At 41.0% G+C, this 15,009-nt stretch carries 12 protein-coding genes and 1 pseudogene; 8 read left to right on the forward strand and 5 right to left on the reverse strand.

The features are described 5' to 3' along the window. Window positions 1-11 precede the first annotated feature (11 nt). The 6 genes and pseudogenes from C2M30_RS20830 (at window position 12) to C2M30_RS20855 (ending at window position 8,651) form a co-directional block, all read left to right on the forward strand. Window positions 12-952: pseudogene (locus tag C2M30_RS20830) on the forward strand (ornithine cyclodeaminase family protein). Window positions 953-965: 13 nt separating this feature from the next. After that, a complete protein-coding gene (locus C2M30_RS20835) occupies window positions 966-1,358 on the forward strand; it encodes a DUF3592 domain-containing protein (protein ID WP_105173185.1) in 393 nt (130 codons plus the stop codon). 34 nt (window positions 1,359-1,392) lie between these two features. Beyond that, on the forward strand, window positions 1,393-2,187 hold the full coding sequence (locus C2M30_RS20840) for a substrate-binding periplasmic protein (RefSeq protein ID WP_105173186.1): 795 nt from the start codon (window positions 1,393-1,395) through the stop codon (window positions 2,185-2,187). A gap of 198 nt (window positions 2,188-2,385) precedes the next feature. Then, window positions 2,386-4,983, forward strand: a complete 2,598-nt coding sequence (acnB, locus tag C2M30_RS20845; protein WP_105173256.1) for a bifunctional aconitate hydratase 2/2-methylisocitrate dehydratase — start codon at window positions 2,386-2,388, stop codon at window positions 4,981-4,983. 196 nt (window positions 4,984-5,179) lie between these two features. Further along, window positions 5,180-7,927 (forward strand): metallophosphoesterase, encoded by a 2,748-nt coding sequence (locus C2M30_RS20850; RefSeq protein WP_105173187.1) that lies wholly within the window; start codon window positions 5,180-5,182, stop codon window positions 7,925-7,927. Window positions 7,928-8,036: 109 nt separating this feature from the next. Beyond that, on the forward strand, window positions 8,037-8,651 hold the full coding sequence (locus C2M30_RS20855; RefSeq protein WP_105173188.1) for a paraquat-inducible protein A: 615 nt from the start codon (window positions 8,037-8,039) through the stop codon (window positions 8,649-8,651). Here the strand turns inward: C2M30_RS20855 and C2M30_RS20860 are convergent. Together C2M30_RS20860 and C2M30_RS20865 are read right to left on the reverse strand one after the other, a co-directional pair. Then, a complete protein-coding gene (locus C2M30_RS20860) occupies window positions 8,648-9,244 on the reverse strand; it encodes an FMN-binding negative transcriptional regulator (RefSeq protein ID WP_105173189.1) in 597 nt (198 codons plus the stop codon). The two genes, C2M30_RS20855 and C2M30_RS20860, sit on opposite strands and share 4 nt — an antisense overlap. Before the next feature lies 1 nt (window position 9,245). Further along, window positions 9,246-9,827: a GNAT family N-acetyltransferase gene (locus tag C2M30_RS20865; RefSeq protein ID WP_105173190.1), complete on the reverse strand. Its 582-nt coding sequence runs from the start codon at window positions 9,825-9,827 to the stop codon at window positions 9,246-9,248. 105 nt (window positions 9,828-9,932) lie between these two features. On the opposite strand from C2M30_RS20865, the gene pdxR reads away from it, so the two are divergent. After that, window positions 9,933-11,396 carry a MocR-like pyridoxine biosynthesis transcription factor PdxR gene (gene pdxR / locus C2M30_RS20870; protein WP_105173191.1) on the forward strand — a complete coding sequence of 488 codons (1,464 nt, stop codon included), beginning with the start codon at window positions 9,933-9,935 and terminating at the stop codon, window positions 11,394-11,396. Here pdxR and C2M30_RS20875 read toward each other — a convergent pair. Next, window positions 11,373-11,768, reverse strand: a complete 396-nt coding sequence (locus tag C2M30_RS20875; RefSeq protein WP_054978179.1) for a hypothetical protein — start codon at window positions 11,766-11,768, stop codon at window positions 11,373-11,375. The genes pdxR and C2M30_RS20875 overlap by 24 nt on opposite strands. A 71-nt stretch (window positions 11,769-11,839) precedes the next feature. Here C2M30_RS20875 and C2M30_RS20880 point away from each other — a divergent pair, with 71 nt between their 5' ends. Continuing rightward, window positions 11,840-12,877, forward strand: a complete 1,038-nt coding sequence (locus C2M30_RS20880) for a flavin-containing monooxygenase (protein ID WP_105173192.1) — start codon at window positions 11,840-11,842, stop codon at window positions 12,875-12,877. Here the strand turns inward: C2M30_RS20880 and C2M30_RS20885 are convergent. Together C2M30_RS20885 and C2M30_RS20890 are read right to left on the reverse strand one after the other, a co-directional pair. Then, complete coding sequence (locus C2M30_RS20885) at window positions 12,857-13,606, reverse strand: helix-turn-helix domain-containing protein (protein ID WP_105173193.1); 750 nt, start codon at window positions 13,604-13,606, stop codon at window positions 12,857-12,859. The two genes, C2M30_RS20880 and C2M30_RS20885, sit on opposite strands and share 21 nt — an antisense overlap. Continuing rightward, window positions 13,603-14,958 carry an MBL fold metallo-hydrolase RNA specificity domain-containing protein gene (locus C2M30_RS20890; protein WP_105173257.1) on the reverse strand — a complete coding sequence of 452 codons (1,356 nt, stop codon included), beginning with the start codon at window positions 14,956-14,958 and terminating at the stop codon, window positions 13,603-13,605. The genes C2M30_RS20885 and C2M30_RS20890 overlap by 4 nt, the downstream gene beginning before the upstream one ends. Window positions 14,959-15,009 lie beyond the last annotated feature (51 nt).

Raw genomic sequence — 15,009 nt, forward strand, 5'->3', positions numbered from 1 at the left:
GTGGATACGCCATGAAAATAATTGAAAAAGAACAGGTGTTATCTAGCCTCTCGTTTGATGCCTTAATTAATGCACTTAACACGAGTTTTGCCGCAACTTTTTAATGCCACAGCGACAAGTGTTTGAATTACAGCCGGGTGATCCTTCACATAATGCATTTGCTGTTTTGCCTGCTTGGGATGAAGAGGTGATTGGGGTGAAATCCTTTACTTATTTCCCGCAAAATGGCGAGGCGGGCTTTGAATCCTTATATTCAAAAATTATGCTGTTTGACCGAGCGCATGGTGTACCGCTTGCGCTGGTGGATGGCACAAGTGTGACGCTTTGGCGCACTGCTGCGGTTTCCGCACTGGCGGCACGCTATCTAGCACGTGAAGATGCAGAGCATTTGGTGTTTTTTGGTAGCGGTAACCTTGCCAGTTATATGATTAAAGCGCATTTGTCAGTTCGTAATTACCGTAAAGTGACCATTATTGGCCGTAATCGCGACAAATTAGATAGCTTGATTAGCAAGTTACAAAGCGAATTTAGTCACGTTGCATTTGTTGCTGGGCAATCTGATAAAGAAACGATTGCAAGTGCTTGCACAATTAGTTGTGCAACTGGCTCACCTGAGCCGTTATTTGATGGTAACTGGGTCAGTGCTGGTGCGCATATAGACCTAATCGGTAACCATCACAAACATTGCCGAGAGTGTGATACGCAAACAGTAACACAAAGTGAGGTTTACGTGGATGGCCTAACAAACGTGTTAAATGAAGCGGGCGAATTGTTAATCCCGATAGCTGAAGGAGCGTTTAGCCAACAGCAAATAAAAGGTGAATTAGCCGACTTATGTGCTAAACGCGTTTTAGGCAGACAGCAAGAAAGTAGCATCACATTATTTAAATCGGTGGGCACGGCGCTTAGCGATCTTGTGGCTGCTAACCTCGTTTATAAGTTATCTAACTAAGTTGGGAATGGGCATGAAATTAGAGCTGTTATTAGTTGGCGGGTTAATATTACTTTGGGGCTTGGAGCCTTGGGTATATTATTTTTTGTGCCGCCAACGAAAACGCTCTTGGCGTGCTTGCGCTATTGAAAAAGCCACATTAGTTGGCTTACAAGATTTGATGCCATTTTATAGCTTTAAAGATAAACAAATGATGCTGCAATATTGTTTTGAACAAGAAAAATACAGTGTTATTTTGGAGTATGATAAAAGTTGTTTAAATGCGCTTAATGAGAATCAAACAGTGTATTTGTTTGTTGACCCAGCTAACCCGGAAAAAGCATTTCTTTACCGTATGCCTAATCGCATAATTGCTTATTTATTTCCATTACTTGGCTTTCTTTTATTTACGCTAGCACTCACCTAGACTAACAGTATTGTCTTCTTTTATTGAATATGCGATGTGGCGACGTTGGACAGGGGTTAGCTTTTTATTACTGATTGTTGTATTTGTGGCTACCCGCGTATGTGCTGTTGAACTTGAAATGGTTGTTACAGAGCATTTTCCTCCTTATCAGGTTAAGTCAGGGGAAAAACTCGATGGCGTTGCTGTCGATATTGTTAAGGCGTTATTGCGCCGAGAGCAAATATCCACCGAGCATTTAGTATTGCCTTGGTCCCGTGCTTATCATATTGCTACCACAGAAAAAAACGTATTAATTTACTCAATGCGCCGAACGCAAAAACGTGAAAGTAGTTTTGAGTGGATTGGGCCGGTTTTTCCAAATAGCTCAATGCTACAAAGCAAAAGTTCGTTGTTTCTATGGCAATTGAAAGCACGTGAACAAGCAAACGTCACGACTCAGTCAATGCAAACTCTAACCTTAGTCGTCGCAAGAGATGATTACATTATGGATGAAATTGTTGCACGCTATCAGTGGCCTGAAAAAAACGTAATGAAGGTCAGGCACTGGCCTGAAGCAATTAACGCATTAAAAGAACAGCGTGTAGATGCGATTGTATTGCAGAAAAACAATTTAATTGCGCTTAGTAAGCAAATGGCATTTGATTTAAACGATTTTGTGCCTGTTGTTGATTTAGGGCGTACTCCTCAGTTGTATGTTGCTCTTAGTAAAGGATCTGATAAACAGCTAGTTGAGCGTTTACAGCAAAGCTTAGCGAGCTTACATGCTTCTGAAGAATATAATTTAATTGAACAGCAATGGCGTTCATCATTCATAAAAGTTAATTTTTAACTCCTTTCTATTCATGCAACTTATGATAAGCATAAACATGCTGGCCTTGGATCGTAATATAAAACCCTTATACTAAAGGTGAATAACTAACCAATACCTGACGCTTTTAATTAAAGTGCTACAGTTTATTAAAGTGTTTGAAGTCGTTCAAATACTCAAGCCATGTTAGGTATTTCACGTCACCAAGGAGGTATTATTGTGCTTCAAGAATATCGTTTACATGTCGATCAGCGTGCAGCCCAAGGTATAGTGCCAAAACCGTTAGATGCACAGCAAACCGCTGAACTTATCGAATTAATTAAAAACCCACCGGCAGGTGAAGATGAATTTATTTTAGATCTACTCGTTAATCGTGTACCGCCAGGTGTTGACGATGCGGCATACGTAAAAGCGGGTTTCTTAGCTGCGGTCGCGAAAGGTGAAGCATCATCGCCATTGATAACAAAAGAATATGCCGCTGAACTACTGGGCACCATGTTAGGTGGTTACAACATTGCCCCGATGATTGAATTACTAGACGATGAAGCGTTAGCGCCTATTGTGGCAAAAGGGTTATCCAAAACATTACTAATGTTTGATGCGTTTTACGATGTAGAGGAAAAGGCAAAAGCGGGTAACAAATATGCGCAACAAGTGATTGAGTCATGGGCAAATGCTGAGTGGTTCACCGACAAGCCCGCTGTTGCCGAGAAAATCTCTGTTACTGTGTTCAAAGTAACAGGCGAAACTAATACTGATGATTTATCTCCAGCGCCAGATGCATGGTCACGTCCAGATATTCCACTACATGCGCTCGCAATGCTTAAAAACGAGCGTGAAGGTATAAAACCAGAAAAGCCGGGTGAGATTGGTCCAATCTCTCAACTTGAAGAGTTAAAAGCAAAAGGTTTACCACTTGCGTATGTAGGTGATGTGGTAGGTACGGGGTCTTCTCGTAAATCCGCGACTAACTCAGTGCTTTGGTTTATGGGCGATGACATTCCATTCGTGCCTAACAAAAGGGTTGGAGGAGTATGCTTAGGGGGAAAAATTGCCCCTATTTTCTTTAATACCATGGAAGATTCGGGCGCATTACCAATTGAACTGCCCGTTGATGAATTAAATATGGGTGACCAAATCGATATTTACCCATATGAAGGCGTTGTTAAACGCTTTGGTAGCGATGAGGTGATTTCCAACTTTAAGCTTAAATCAGAGGTGATCCTTGACGAAGTGCAAGCTGGCGGCCGTATTCCTTTAATAATTGGCCGTGGTTTAACCGATAAAGCACGAACATCACTTGGTCTTGCTCAAGAAACAATATTTCGTAAACCGGCAGCTGCAGCCGATACTGGCAAAGGCTACACGCTCGCGCAAAAAATGGTGGGCAATGCGTGTGGCGTTAAAGGTGTACGCCCTGGTCAGTACTGTGAGCCGAAAATGACGACTGTTGGTTCACAAGACACCACAGGCCCAATGACACGTGATGAACTAAAAGACTTAGCATGCTTAGGCTTTTCAGCAGATTTAACCATGCAGTCGTTTTGTCATACTTCTGCCTACCCAAAACCAATTGATGTAAATACGCATCATACATTACCCGATTTCATTATGAATCGAGGAGGGGTATCGCTTCGCCCCGGTGACGGTATTATTCATTCATGGCTAAACAGAATGCTGTTGCCTGATACCGTGGGAACGGGGGGTGATTCACATACACGTTTTCCTCTGGGTATTTCTTTCCCAGCAGGCTCTGGTGCGGTTGCTTTTGCCGCTGCAACGGGAGTGATGCCGCTCGATATGCCGGAGTCAGTATTAGTAAGGTTTAAAGGTGAAATGCAAGCGGGCATTACGTTACGCGACCTAGTACATGCCATTCCTTACTATGCAATTCAGCAAGGCTTATTAACGGTAGAGAAAAAAGGCAAAGTTAACGAGTTCTCAGGGCGAATTTTGGAAATTGAAGGGCTGGAGTATTTAACCGTTGAGCAGGCATTTGAACTGTCTGATGCATCAGCAGAGCGATCTGCGGCGGGTTGTACCGTGAAGCTCTCACAGCAATCAATCGAAGAATACTTAAACTCGAATATTGTTATGCTTAAGTGGATGATCACAGAAGGCTATGGTGATGTACGTACTATTGAGCGCCGAATCACCAAAATGCAAGAATGGTTAGAAAATCCAGAACTTATGTCAGCGGATGCAGACGCAGAGTACGCCCATATCATTGAGATTGATTTAGCAGAAATTAACGAGCCAATTTTATGTGCGCCAAACGATCCAGATGATGCTCGCCTGCTATCAGAGGTGCAAGGCGAAGAAATCAATGAAGTGTTTATAGGCTCGTGTATGACAAACATCGGCCATTTCCGTGCTGCGGGTAAGTTACTTGATAATTTTAAAGGCCAATTACCAACGCGAATGTGGATTGCACCACCAACCAAAATGGACCGTGATCAGCTTACCGACGAAGGCTACTATGGCATTTATGGTCGTGTAGGAGCGCGTATTGAAACGCCAGGGTGCTCGTTGTGTATGGGTAACCAAGCGCGAGTTGCAGACCAATCTACCGTGGTGTCTACTTCTACACGTAACTTTCCTAACCGCTTAGGTACGGGAGCAAATGTATTTTTAGCATCTGCCGAACTTGCTGCAGTAGCTGCAATTATAGGTAAATTACCTACGCCAGCTGAGTACCAAGAATACGCGACAATGATAAATGCAACAGCTGCTGATACATACCGGTACTTAAATTTTCATAGAATGCCGCACTATACTAAAAAAGCTGAGCAAGTGATTATTCAGCAAGCGGTGTAACGAGTTAGCTGTGTAATTGAGTGTGATGGTTATAAAAGCCGATGTTATTTAGCATCGGCTTTTTGCATTTTAAGATAATTTAATTCTTTAAATCTGGGAATTTATTATTAGCTATGATGTAATATTTTCAATAATTGTTGTTAAATTAACCATTTGTTAATTTTCATAAATGCGAATTTAAACGCGAGGCAAGGAAGTGTATTTCAGAGTATTGCTATATGTGTTCAGCACGTTGCTGTTGTTGGGTTGTGTAGGTGAAGGCGAAACCAGCAAATCAGTTAGTGAAGATGCGGCACAAACACCGGTACCCGTAGGCAGTGAAGGGGGAGTTATACGCTTTGATGGCACAGGCACTTTAGACCTAGAAGTTGGCGCTGTTGCCGATGGCTTGACACTGTCAGTTGATGTAGGGCAATCGCAAGCCTTTCCCGATGCGCAAAATTCGCTTTCGAAAGTGTATTCGATAACACCAATTGAAACCGCATTATTTGATAAAGCGGATCTGTCAATTCCATTACCAAGTGATTATCAAGCGGATCAGCAATATGTACTGGCTAGACTTGTTAACAATACATGGGTACCTAATTTTAATTCGCGCATAGAAGGTAATTTTATTAGCGCTGAAATTTATCACTTAGGTATATACGGCATTCGTAAATTACCGAATGTTTCTACCTTTAAATCCATTGGACCAGCTTGTGACACAGCTGCTGTACAACAAACGATTCGTTTTGTGCATGTTGCTGATTTGCATTCTCGCTTCGGCTATAAAGAGCGCTTATACAGCCGTTTGAAATCATTGCATTTAACTTCACTAGAAGAAAACCCTTACACTGTTTTTACTAATGGTGGCGATGATTATGAAAAAGGCAATGTGGCCGAGCAAGTATCTATGGGTCGGGCCTCATCACTGGCGACACAAGCTATGGAGTTTGATGTGCGTGTGGTGGGGAACCATGATTATGCTTGGGGAGAAGATGAATTATTAGCGTATGCACAAGATGAAACCGCACTGGTACTTGCTTCAAATACGCAATATGTTGGTGAAAAAGCACAAGGCTTTGCTACACATAAATTTGGCATTATTGATGTTGGTTGTGTCAAAGTTGGCTTCTTGGGTATGACCTCAGGTCCATGGAATGAGCTTGATAAAGAATACAAAGAACGCCCACTACCAGACTTTATTGATAACTTTGTTATGGATTATGAGTTTACCGAAGTCGCAGAAGGTTTAGTGCGTTTTTATGGTGAGCAAGTTGATTATCTTGTAATGGTGAGCCATTTAGGTTGGGTGGATGATCGCATTGCGCAAAATGTACCTGAGATTAATTTAATTCTTGGTGGTCATAGCCATGATAAGCCGCAAATTCATAGGTATAACGACAATCAATCGATTGTGATTGAACCCGATATTTACGGCATGGGCGCAACCGTGATTGATATTGACTTTAACTTATTCGATAAAACGTCACGCCCGGTGCGCTTTGAAAATGATGAAATTCAAATTGATACTTTAGATATCAATACATTTCATGAACCGCTTGATAACAAAATAGCAGAAATCGTTAAAACCTATTTAGAAGATCCAAACTATAAAGTGGCGATTTCTGAAAATTACCCCGACCGCAATGATATTGAAAAAGTACTAGCCGATGCGCTGATTTTTACTCACAAAGTAGATGCTGTTTTGTTGGGGGCTTATGACTTGGCAGACCCGTTTAGCTTGTATCCTTGGCAAGCTGGGGGAGTAACCCAGCAAGAGTTGCATGATGCGTTTCCGGTTGAGCGTCAGCCTTCGAATACATTGGGTTTTAATGCGGTTTACTCGGTTGAAGTGTCAGGTGCGGATTTAGAGTCTATGGTGGGTCAGCAGCCCCAGTGGCAATACTTTGGTGAGCAGCAATTTAATCCGGATAGTAGCTACACGGTAGCGCTTTACAAAGGTGCTGCATTAAATCCATCTTTGTTTTTTAATGATGTGAACTTTGAAAATCCCACTGCGCTAGATGATAGCTGGCGAGTGATTGAAGAATATGGCCGTTATCGCACTGGCCAATGTTTGCACTTAGACACAGATACACAATTAAATGCCTGTAAAGAAGATGAATTTATAACGCTTTGGCAGTTTGATAATAGCGAAGATCCATTTTTAGCGGACTATGGTCCATCGACCATGAAGTTGTTTAACCCTGATCGTAAAAGTTATAGCGATGAGGTGATTTTCGAAAAAATTTCGCAACTTGAAGAATCAATCCCAAGTCTTTCTGGTTTTGATGCAACCGTTATGAAATTCCCACGCTTTAAAATAAACGAAGGCTTAAAAGTGCGCCATAACGTCGATGCCAACGGTGATTTTGTCGAGCAAGGGTTGGTGTCAGATTATTCACTGGTAATGGATTTATTGTGGCCAAGTGAAAGTGTGGCGAAATACCGTCCGTTATTACAAACATCTCTCAATTATGAAAGCGAAATCGAAGACGAAAAAAAGGCAGAAATCCGCTTTGAATCAATAGAAGGAGAGCGCACAACTGGCGGTGTTGGATTTGATGGCTTTTGTGGTGAAATGCTCCCTGACACTTGGTACAGAATTGCACTGGTATTTTATAGTGCCCCATTTGATGGCACCTTTAAGGTTTACATTAATGGCGAATTAGCCTGTGAAAAAACAGGGCGCAATATTACCGAACGCTTTGCGCTAGGTGAGCAGTTCTTATTACTAACTGATGGCACATGGGCAGCCCAACCAGGGTATTTAAATGCAGCGTTGTTTGCTGGCCGCAGCTTAAGTGAAACAGAAATTAAAATGATGGGTGGGCCATCAGCAAAAATGACGTTCTCGCAAGAAAAAGCCAAAACCAGTGAAACAATTTTGCGCCATCAACAAAGTGCACCAGGGCGACCGTACAACCCATGGCTTGAACAGCGCAATAAGTTCTTCAAATGAGTTAGTTGCGTTATAAGCTGCTTCGATTTATAACGCTTTTTAACAAATCAAATTAGCCGCACAATGTATGTTGCGTTAAAGTCGGGAAAATTAATTTTTAAGAAGCATTATGAAAACAAAAATTAGCGCCGTTATTTTATTACTTGTTAGTATTGCATTGCTTATCCCTGGGGTAACTCAGCCTGTGTTAACACTGCAAGGTAATATTGATAAAGCCAAAATAGTGGATGTGGGTATTAACATGCTTGCCGAAGAAGGCGATGGCAATACACGCGGCATGTTACGTATGTTCTCGGGTATGCTTGGCCTTGATAAGTTAGAAGGTGAAGTTGAAGCCTATCGCAAAACTCGCAGTATTGTTGGCACTATTGAAGAACTTGCCAATAATCAAAACCATGTGGTGGCAGTATTAGTTGGGTTATTTGCTGTGATCATTCCATTTTTAAAACTACTGATGCAGCTACTCAGTGTGTTATTGCCCGCTAAAATTAAGCTCACTCGTTTGCTTAATACCGCTGCTTCTAAGCTTAGTAAGTGGAGTATGACCGACGTATTTGTGATTGCACTTATTGTTTCTTATTTGGCTGGCAATGCCGATGGGCAAATGGGCGATATGTTAAAAATGAAAGCCGAGCTAGGCATCGGCTTTTGGTTTTTTACTGCGTATTGTATTGTGGCAATTGCCTCTTCTCAGTTTGTAGAGCGCATTCATAAAGCTCGCTAATAAATCAATTCGGCTGAGTCTTTATCGCCACGAGCATAAAGGCTCTGTTTTATTTCAGCTCGTGTTTCACTTGCCTTATCTTGGCTCAGTTTGAAGTTACCAAGGATTTCAGTAATTTCCACTCTAAACACCATTATGTACTTTAACGACTGAGACAGCTCATTTTCACCTACTTGAGAAAGTTGCCACTGCGTTGCCAGTTTATCTTCAAATTGTGCAACGGAATAAGCCATTATCTCGCGCTTTTGTGAGGGAGCAGAAATAGGTTGTGCTGTCCCTTTTACCTCTAATTTGGCGTAATGCCATGTAGGTAAATAGACCTTTTCGGCATCATTGGGTGAAACATAACAGTCTGCACCATTAAATAGGCATTTTATGTTTAAAGGCTGCTTAGCAAGTAGCTTGGCAAGCGGGTTATTTGCTGCCATATGCCCCAATAAATGCTGCTTATTTTCATCAAGCACTAATGGAATGTGGCAAAGCTCAATGTCGCCTTGCGCGTTTTGATAAATCAAACTTGCCAGCGGAGACTTCTCAATGTGCGTTAACAGTCGAGCAAAGTCATTTTCAATATATTGGCGTGGTGGATACATATTATAACTTTGCCTCTAATTGTTGTTTTACATTTGGCCAGATTATATGAGTGACACTAAATACTGCGCTATTACGATAGCTACCGTCAATCAGCTTTCTATCTTGCCATGCAATGCCTTCAAATTGCGCGCCTAGTCGGGCAATGGCATTTCGTGATTTTTGGTTATTTTCATGGGTGCGAAGCTCTACTCGGGCTGCACCAAGTTGTTCAAATGCGTAACTTAACAGTAAGTATTTTGCATGTGTATTGATATGGCAACGTTGAAATTCAGGGGTAATAAACGTGTGGCCAATTTCAAGTTTATCGTGATTAAAATCAAGGGCAAATAAGCGTGTGCTGCCCACCAGTTGATTACTTTTTTTATCAATAATCACTAACGGCAACTGCTTATCAGCATGGTACTGTGCTGTTTCATTAAACCAATGCTCAAGCGTATCTTTGTCTTTGCAGTAATTGCTATGTACATATTGCCAAATTTTCGGGTTTTTCCCTGCTTGTAATAAATCATCTAAATGGTGGTGTTGCAGCTTTTGCAAAACGACTTTGTTAGTTTCAAATTGTGTTTGTGTTAATTGTTGCATGGTAACCTCATTCCAAATTTTTCATGCTTTATGAGGTGTATTAAAAAAGAAATCTGGTATAACGTTAACAACCAGTTTTTATTATTTGTATAGACCAGAAGTTGAATGCGTTTACTGACCATTTCATTGAATCCACATGAAAAAAAATACCTCGCCATTGCTGCGAGTATTCGAGAGGCCATTTTATCGGGTCAGTTAAAACCACAAGACCGATTGCCGGCAAGCAGAGATTTAGCAAATCAGCTCAATGTGAATCGTCATACAATTATGGCGGCTTGCGATGAGTTAGTGGCGCAGGGGTATTTAGAAAGTTTACCGCGTATCGGTTATCAAGTGGTTTCGGTCTTACCGGTTGAGGGCTGTGTACCAAACGAATTGAACGAAACTCAGCAATTTAATTTGGCTCACTTATTTAAATCGCCAAAAGCGAGTCTTTCTAACGCTGATTTCAATGTGCGCTTTAATTTTGCTGGTGGATTACCAGATATAACCCAATTTTCAATGAAAGTATTTAAAAGCCATTTAAATACGGCGTTAAAGCAGTTAGACCTGGGCAGCTTGCATTATCAGGGCACGCTCGGGAATGAAACATTACGTGAACAAATAAAAAAATACTTAGTAAGAGCCCGCGGTCTTTCATCTGGCGAAATATTAATAACCAATGGATCGCAAGAAGCATTGTTTATTGTCGCGCAAGCGGTGTTACAGGGCGGTGACAATGTGGCGGTTGAGCAACTTAGTTATCCGCCTGCATGCGCTGCGCTCAGGTCAAATGGTGCAAACCTGATTACCATTGAACAAGATGAGTTTGGTATAAAACCTGACAGCTTAAAGCGCGTGTTAGCGCATACTAAAATAAAGCTTTTGTATTTAACGCCGCTACACCAGTACCCAACAACAGTGACCTTATCGCCACAACGTCGCAGCCAAATATACCAATTAGCTCAGCAGCATGATTTTTTAATTTTAGAAGATGATTATGATCATGAGTTTCATTATCGCTGTTCACCGTTAGTACCCATGGCGGCAAATGACCCTGACTGTCGAGTCATTTATATCTCAACTTTTTCAAAAATTATGTTTGCAGGCGCGCGGCTAGGTTATGTTTCGGCTCACCCTCAAGTTATTGAGTATTTGGCTAATAGTAAAAAAATTATTAACCACAAAACCGAGTGTGTATTACAGCAAGCAGTAGCTAATTGGATGAGCGAAGGGGACTTTGAAAGACATCTTCGCAAAATGACACAATTGTATTTAGCGCGCAGAGATCACCTTGTGTTGTTGTTAGAAGGTTATAAACAAGCGGGTTACCCGATCACCTTTGCTGTTCCCGATGGGGGCATGGCTATTTGGCTTGGTTGTAAGCGTGATTTAACTGGTTTTACTGAGTTGGCACAGGCGCATGGAATATACATTCAATGTCAGCATGACTTTAACTCACAAGTAACCAATTGTGACGAGCAAGGTTTTCAGTATCTGCGTTTAGGGTTTGCCAGTATGGAAGAGCAAACCCGTTTAGAGGCGGTTAATGCGTTAATGGCGTTATTATTCCCCGCTTTGCGTACTTAGCCAATTGAGCGCTTGCGCTTTATTGTTGAAACACTGATGTGTTAGTCCTGCTGTAGGGTAAACATAGTCACACACTTGTTGTGTCATCGACCTTGTTACACAATGTTCAAGATTTACTGCGACAGCTTTGGCACTGGAGGCTTTTAAAAACTCAATATGTGCATTTTGTGCGTCTGGCGTTGGCAGTGCCTCGCCATGAATGTTAAGTAATACATCAAAATCAGTAATTTGCTGATTACGCACCATATCAATTAATTGCTCATGTAAATGCATAAAAAACTCAGCATTCCATGGCCCGGTTGTGTTTATTTCTAGCGTTTTTCCTTGCCAATTAAGGCTGACATCGCCATGCATTTTAAATTTTTCAAACATATAGCGTTTAAATTCAATTTTTAGTTTTGCTGTACCTTTATTCTAGCTGAGAGTTTTCAGTTGGAGTAGTTATGAAACAAGCAATTATTGTTGGTGCAGGTCATGCTGGTTTAGCAACCGCCTATTTATTGAGGCAAAAAGGCTATCACAAAGTGGTTATTTTAGAAGCATCAAATGCTGTTGGCAGTGCGTGGCGAAATCGTTATGAAGGGTTAACTTTGTTTACTTCTCGGCGCTATAGTCAGTTGCCAGGGTGGAATATATCTGGCAACGCAAGCGAGTACCCGTCAAAACAGGAATTGGTTGAATATCTTGAACAATATGCTGCTGCACTGTCATTAGATATTAGATTTGGCCGTAAAGTAGTTGATGTGCGAAATGACACCATTGGCTTCACAGTAAATTGCAGTAATGGTGAAACCTACCACAGCAAAATGCTGTTTGTATGTACTGGTGCATTTCAAATCCCCCATTCGTATCCGCTGGATAATAACTCTTTTTATCACGGTAAAGTGTTTACGCCAGAATCTATTGGTGATCGGCACTTAACATGTGAAAACGAAAACTGGTTAGTGATTGGTGATGGTGCCAGTGGCCGGCAACTGGCAAAAATGTTGGTTAAAAAGAACCACGTATTTTTATCTATGGGCAAGGCGCGTTCTTTTTTGCCACAGCGTTTATTGGGTAAGGATATTTTCTGTTGGTTAGATAAGCTTGGCCTGATTCGTTTGGCAAAGCAGCATTGGTTAGCGAAAAAAATGCGAAAGAAAGACCCATTTCCTGCAACTGGTAGTCGTAATTATCAGTTAGCTAAGGCTGGAATAACACTTTGTAAGCGCTTTAATTTGAATAAGTTAAATAGCGAAAAGCCAATAACACTTAAAGGGCAAGTGATAGATAAGGTGATAATTGCCACAGGCTATAACAATGATTTTTCTTGGCTTGAAAGCTGTTTAGCGCAGCAAGCTAGCAATAAAGATTTTTTTGATAAAGTATCCGACATATCGGGATTATATATCCTGTCTCAACCTTGGCTGAGCTCGCGTGGTTCGGGCTTGATTATGGGCCTAGAGCACGATTTTAAATTATTAGATTTGCTCGAATGTTAGCGTTCCTTTTAATTGCTTTGGCTGTATGCCAAATAACTTTTTACATTCGCGGCTTAAATGTGCGGCATCACTAAACCCTACTTGATGGGCTGCTTTTGTTAAATCAAAGCCATTTGCGAGTAATGGTATTAGGCGTTTTAATCGTAAGTAACGTTGGTAACTTTTAAATGGCATGCCAATTTGCTCACTAAATAAATGTGATAACCGGCTTTGCGATAAATTAACTATTTTTGCTAATTGTGAAAGATTTAGCTGGGCACTGTCACACAGTTGTAAGTGATTAAGTATTTTTGCAATACGCGGATCCGTGGGGGGCTTTGCTTGGGTATGGTGGCATAAAATACTAGTTAAAAATTCAGTCATCGCATAATCAAAGCTGCCTGTTTTATCTATAAAATATTGCCAAAGGTATTGCGATTTGGCTTGTTCAAAGCAGGTGTAAACATTGTTTTCATTTTTTTGGCAGTTAATAAGGTGTGTTAGTTTTTTGCCGAGTACACTAAAGTTATCAATCAATATGGTGATCACCGGTTGATCACTTTTTAAAGTATGGTTTACTTTACTTGCAATTATTAAACAGGTTGTGGAAAGCGTTTTTTGGTCAACAGTAATACTGGCTTGTGGCGACAATAAGTTAATTTGAATAAATTGATGGCTATGTTCATTTGCCGTCAATTTATCATTAAATGCGATATAAATGCCTTGGTAGGCTAAAAATTGGGTTTTCAAAGTTCCACTTGTTCCAAATACTCAGCCACCTTGGCGTCAATGCCAAGCTGCTCCTTAATGTGGCAACGCATTGCTTCACATGCACTGACTTCACCATGGTTAATATAAATTTGCTTTGGTAATGCTTCGCCTTGCTGCAACCAATTTAGAATATCTTGATAATCACCATGGGCCGAAAGTGAATCTAGGTTTAGAACATTTGCTTTTACATCAATATATTCGCCATGAATTTTTATTCTTTCGGCGCCATTAATAAGCGCTTCGCCGCGTGTGCCAGCTGCTTGAAAGCCTAAAAATGCGACTGTGTGTTTATCATCTGGCAATAAACTTTTTAAGTGATGTAATACCCGTCCACCGCTTGCCATGCCGCTTGCTGATACAATAATACAGGGTAGATTGCGGCTATTGAGCATTTCCGACTCTTCTTGCGTTTTAACAAACTCTGTCATGTCATCAATTGCTTGGCATTGTTCTTTTGTTAGTTTGTGGTGCTTGTGGGCTTTTTCATAAAGATCGGTGACCTTTATTGCCATCGGGCTATTGAGATAAACCGGTACATTCGGAATTCGCTGCTCTCTTTTTAGCTCAGAGATTAAATGCAAAATTAACTGTGCGCGGCCAACGGCAAAAGAGGGCATAAGAAATATACCGCCACGCTTAAACGTGTCATTTATGGCATCGGCGAGAATTTGCTTGGTGTCGGTTGCAGTATGACGTCTATCACCATACGTTGCCTCTACAACTAGTAAGTCACAGGGTGAAATCGGCTCTGGCGGATACATAATTGGATCGTCTTGCCTACCAACATCTCCGCTGAAAACTAACGTTTTACTGTTTGCGTTTAACTCGATACTTGAAGAGCCGAGAATGTGTCCATTTGGTTTTAAGTTAATTGTTATATTTGGCAAAATTTCGACATTATGTTGAAAATCGAGCGGCACAAAAAGAGATAACGACTTTTTAGCATCATTTAATGTATACAGTGGTTCAGCTGGAGAGTGCTTAGAGAAGCGTTTTTTATTTGCATATTTTGCGTCTTCTTCTTGTAAAAAACCCGCATCAGGCAGTAATACTTCACATAGTTTTAGTGTTTCGTGAGAGCAAAAAATAGGGCCTCTAAATCCTTGCTTGTATAAAAGCGGAATATAACCCGAATGGTCGATATGTGCGTGGGTTAATAAAACGGCATCTAACTTAGTTACATCAAACGGAAGAGCTTGCCAGTTGCGAGTGCGATAGTTTTTTATGCCTTGGTAAAGGCCGCAATCAATTAAGATCTTTAGGTTGTTTACTTGCAGTAGGTGTTTTGAACCTGTAACTGTACTTGCTGCTCCGATAAATGTTAATTTCATGGCAAGCTCCATATTTAGTGTAATTAGCTCTATTTTAGTCAATCTTACTAA

Source organism: Pseudoalteromonas sp. T1lg24 (assembly GCF_002964745.1).
GTDB lineage: Bacteria > Pseudomonadota > Gammaproteobacteria > Enterobacterales > Alteromonadaceae > Pseudoalteromonas > Pseudoalteromonas spongiae.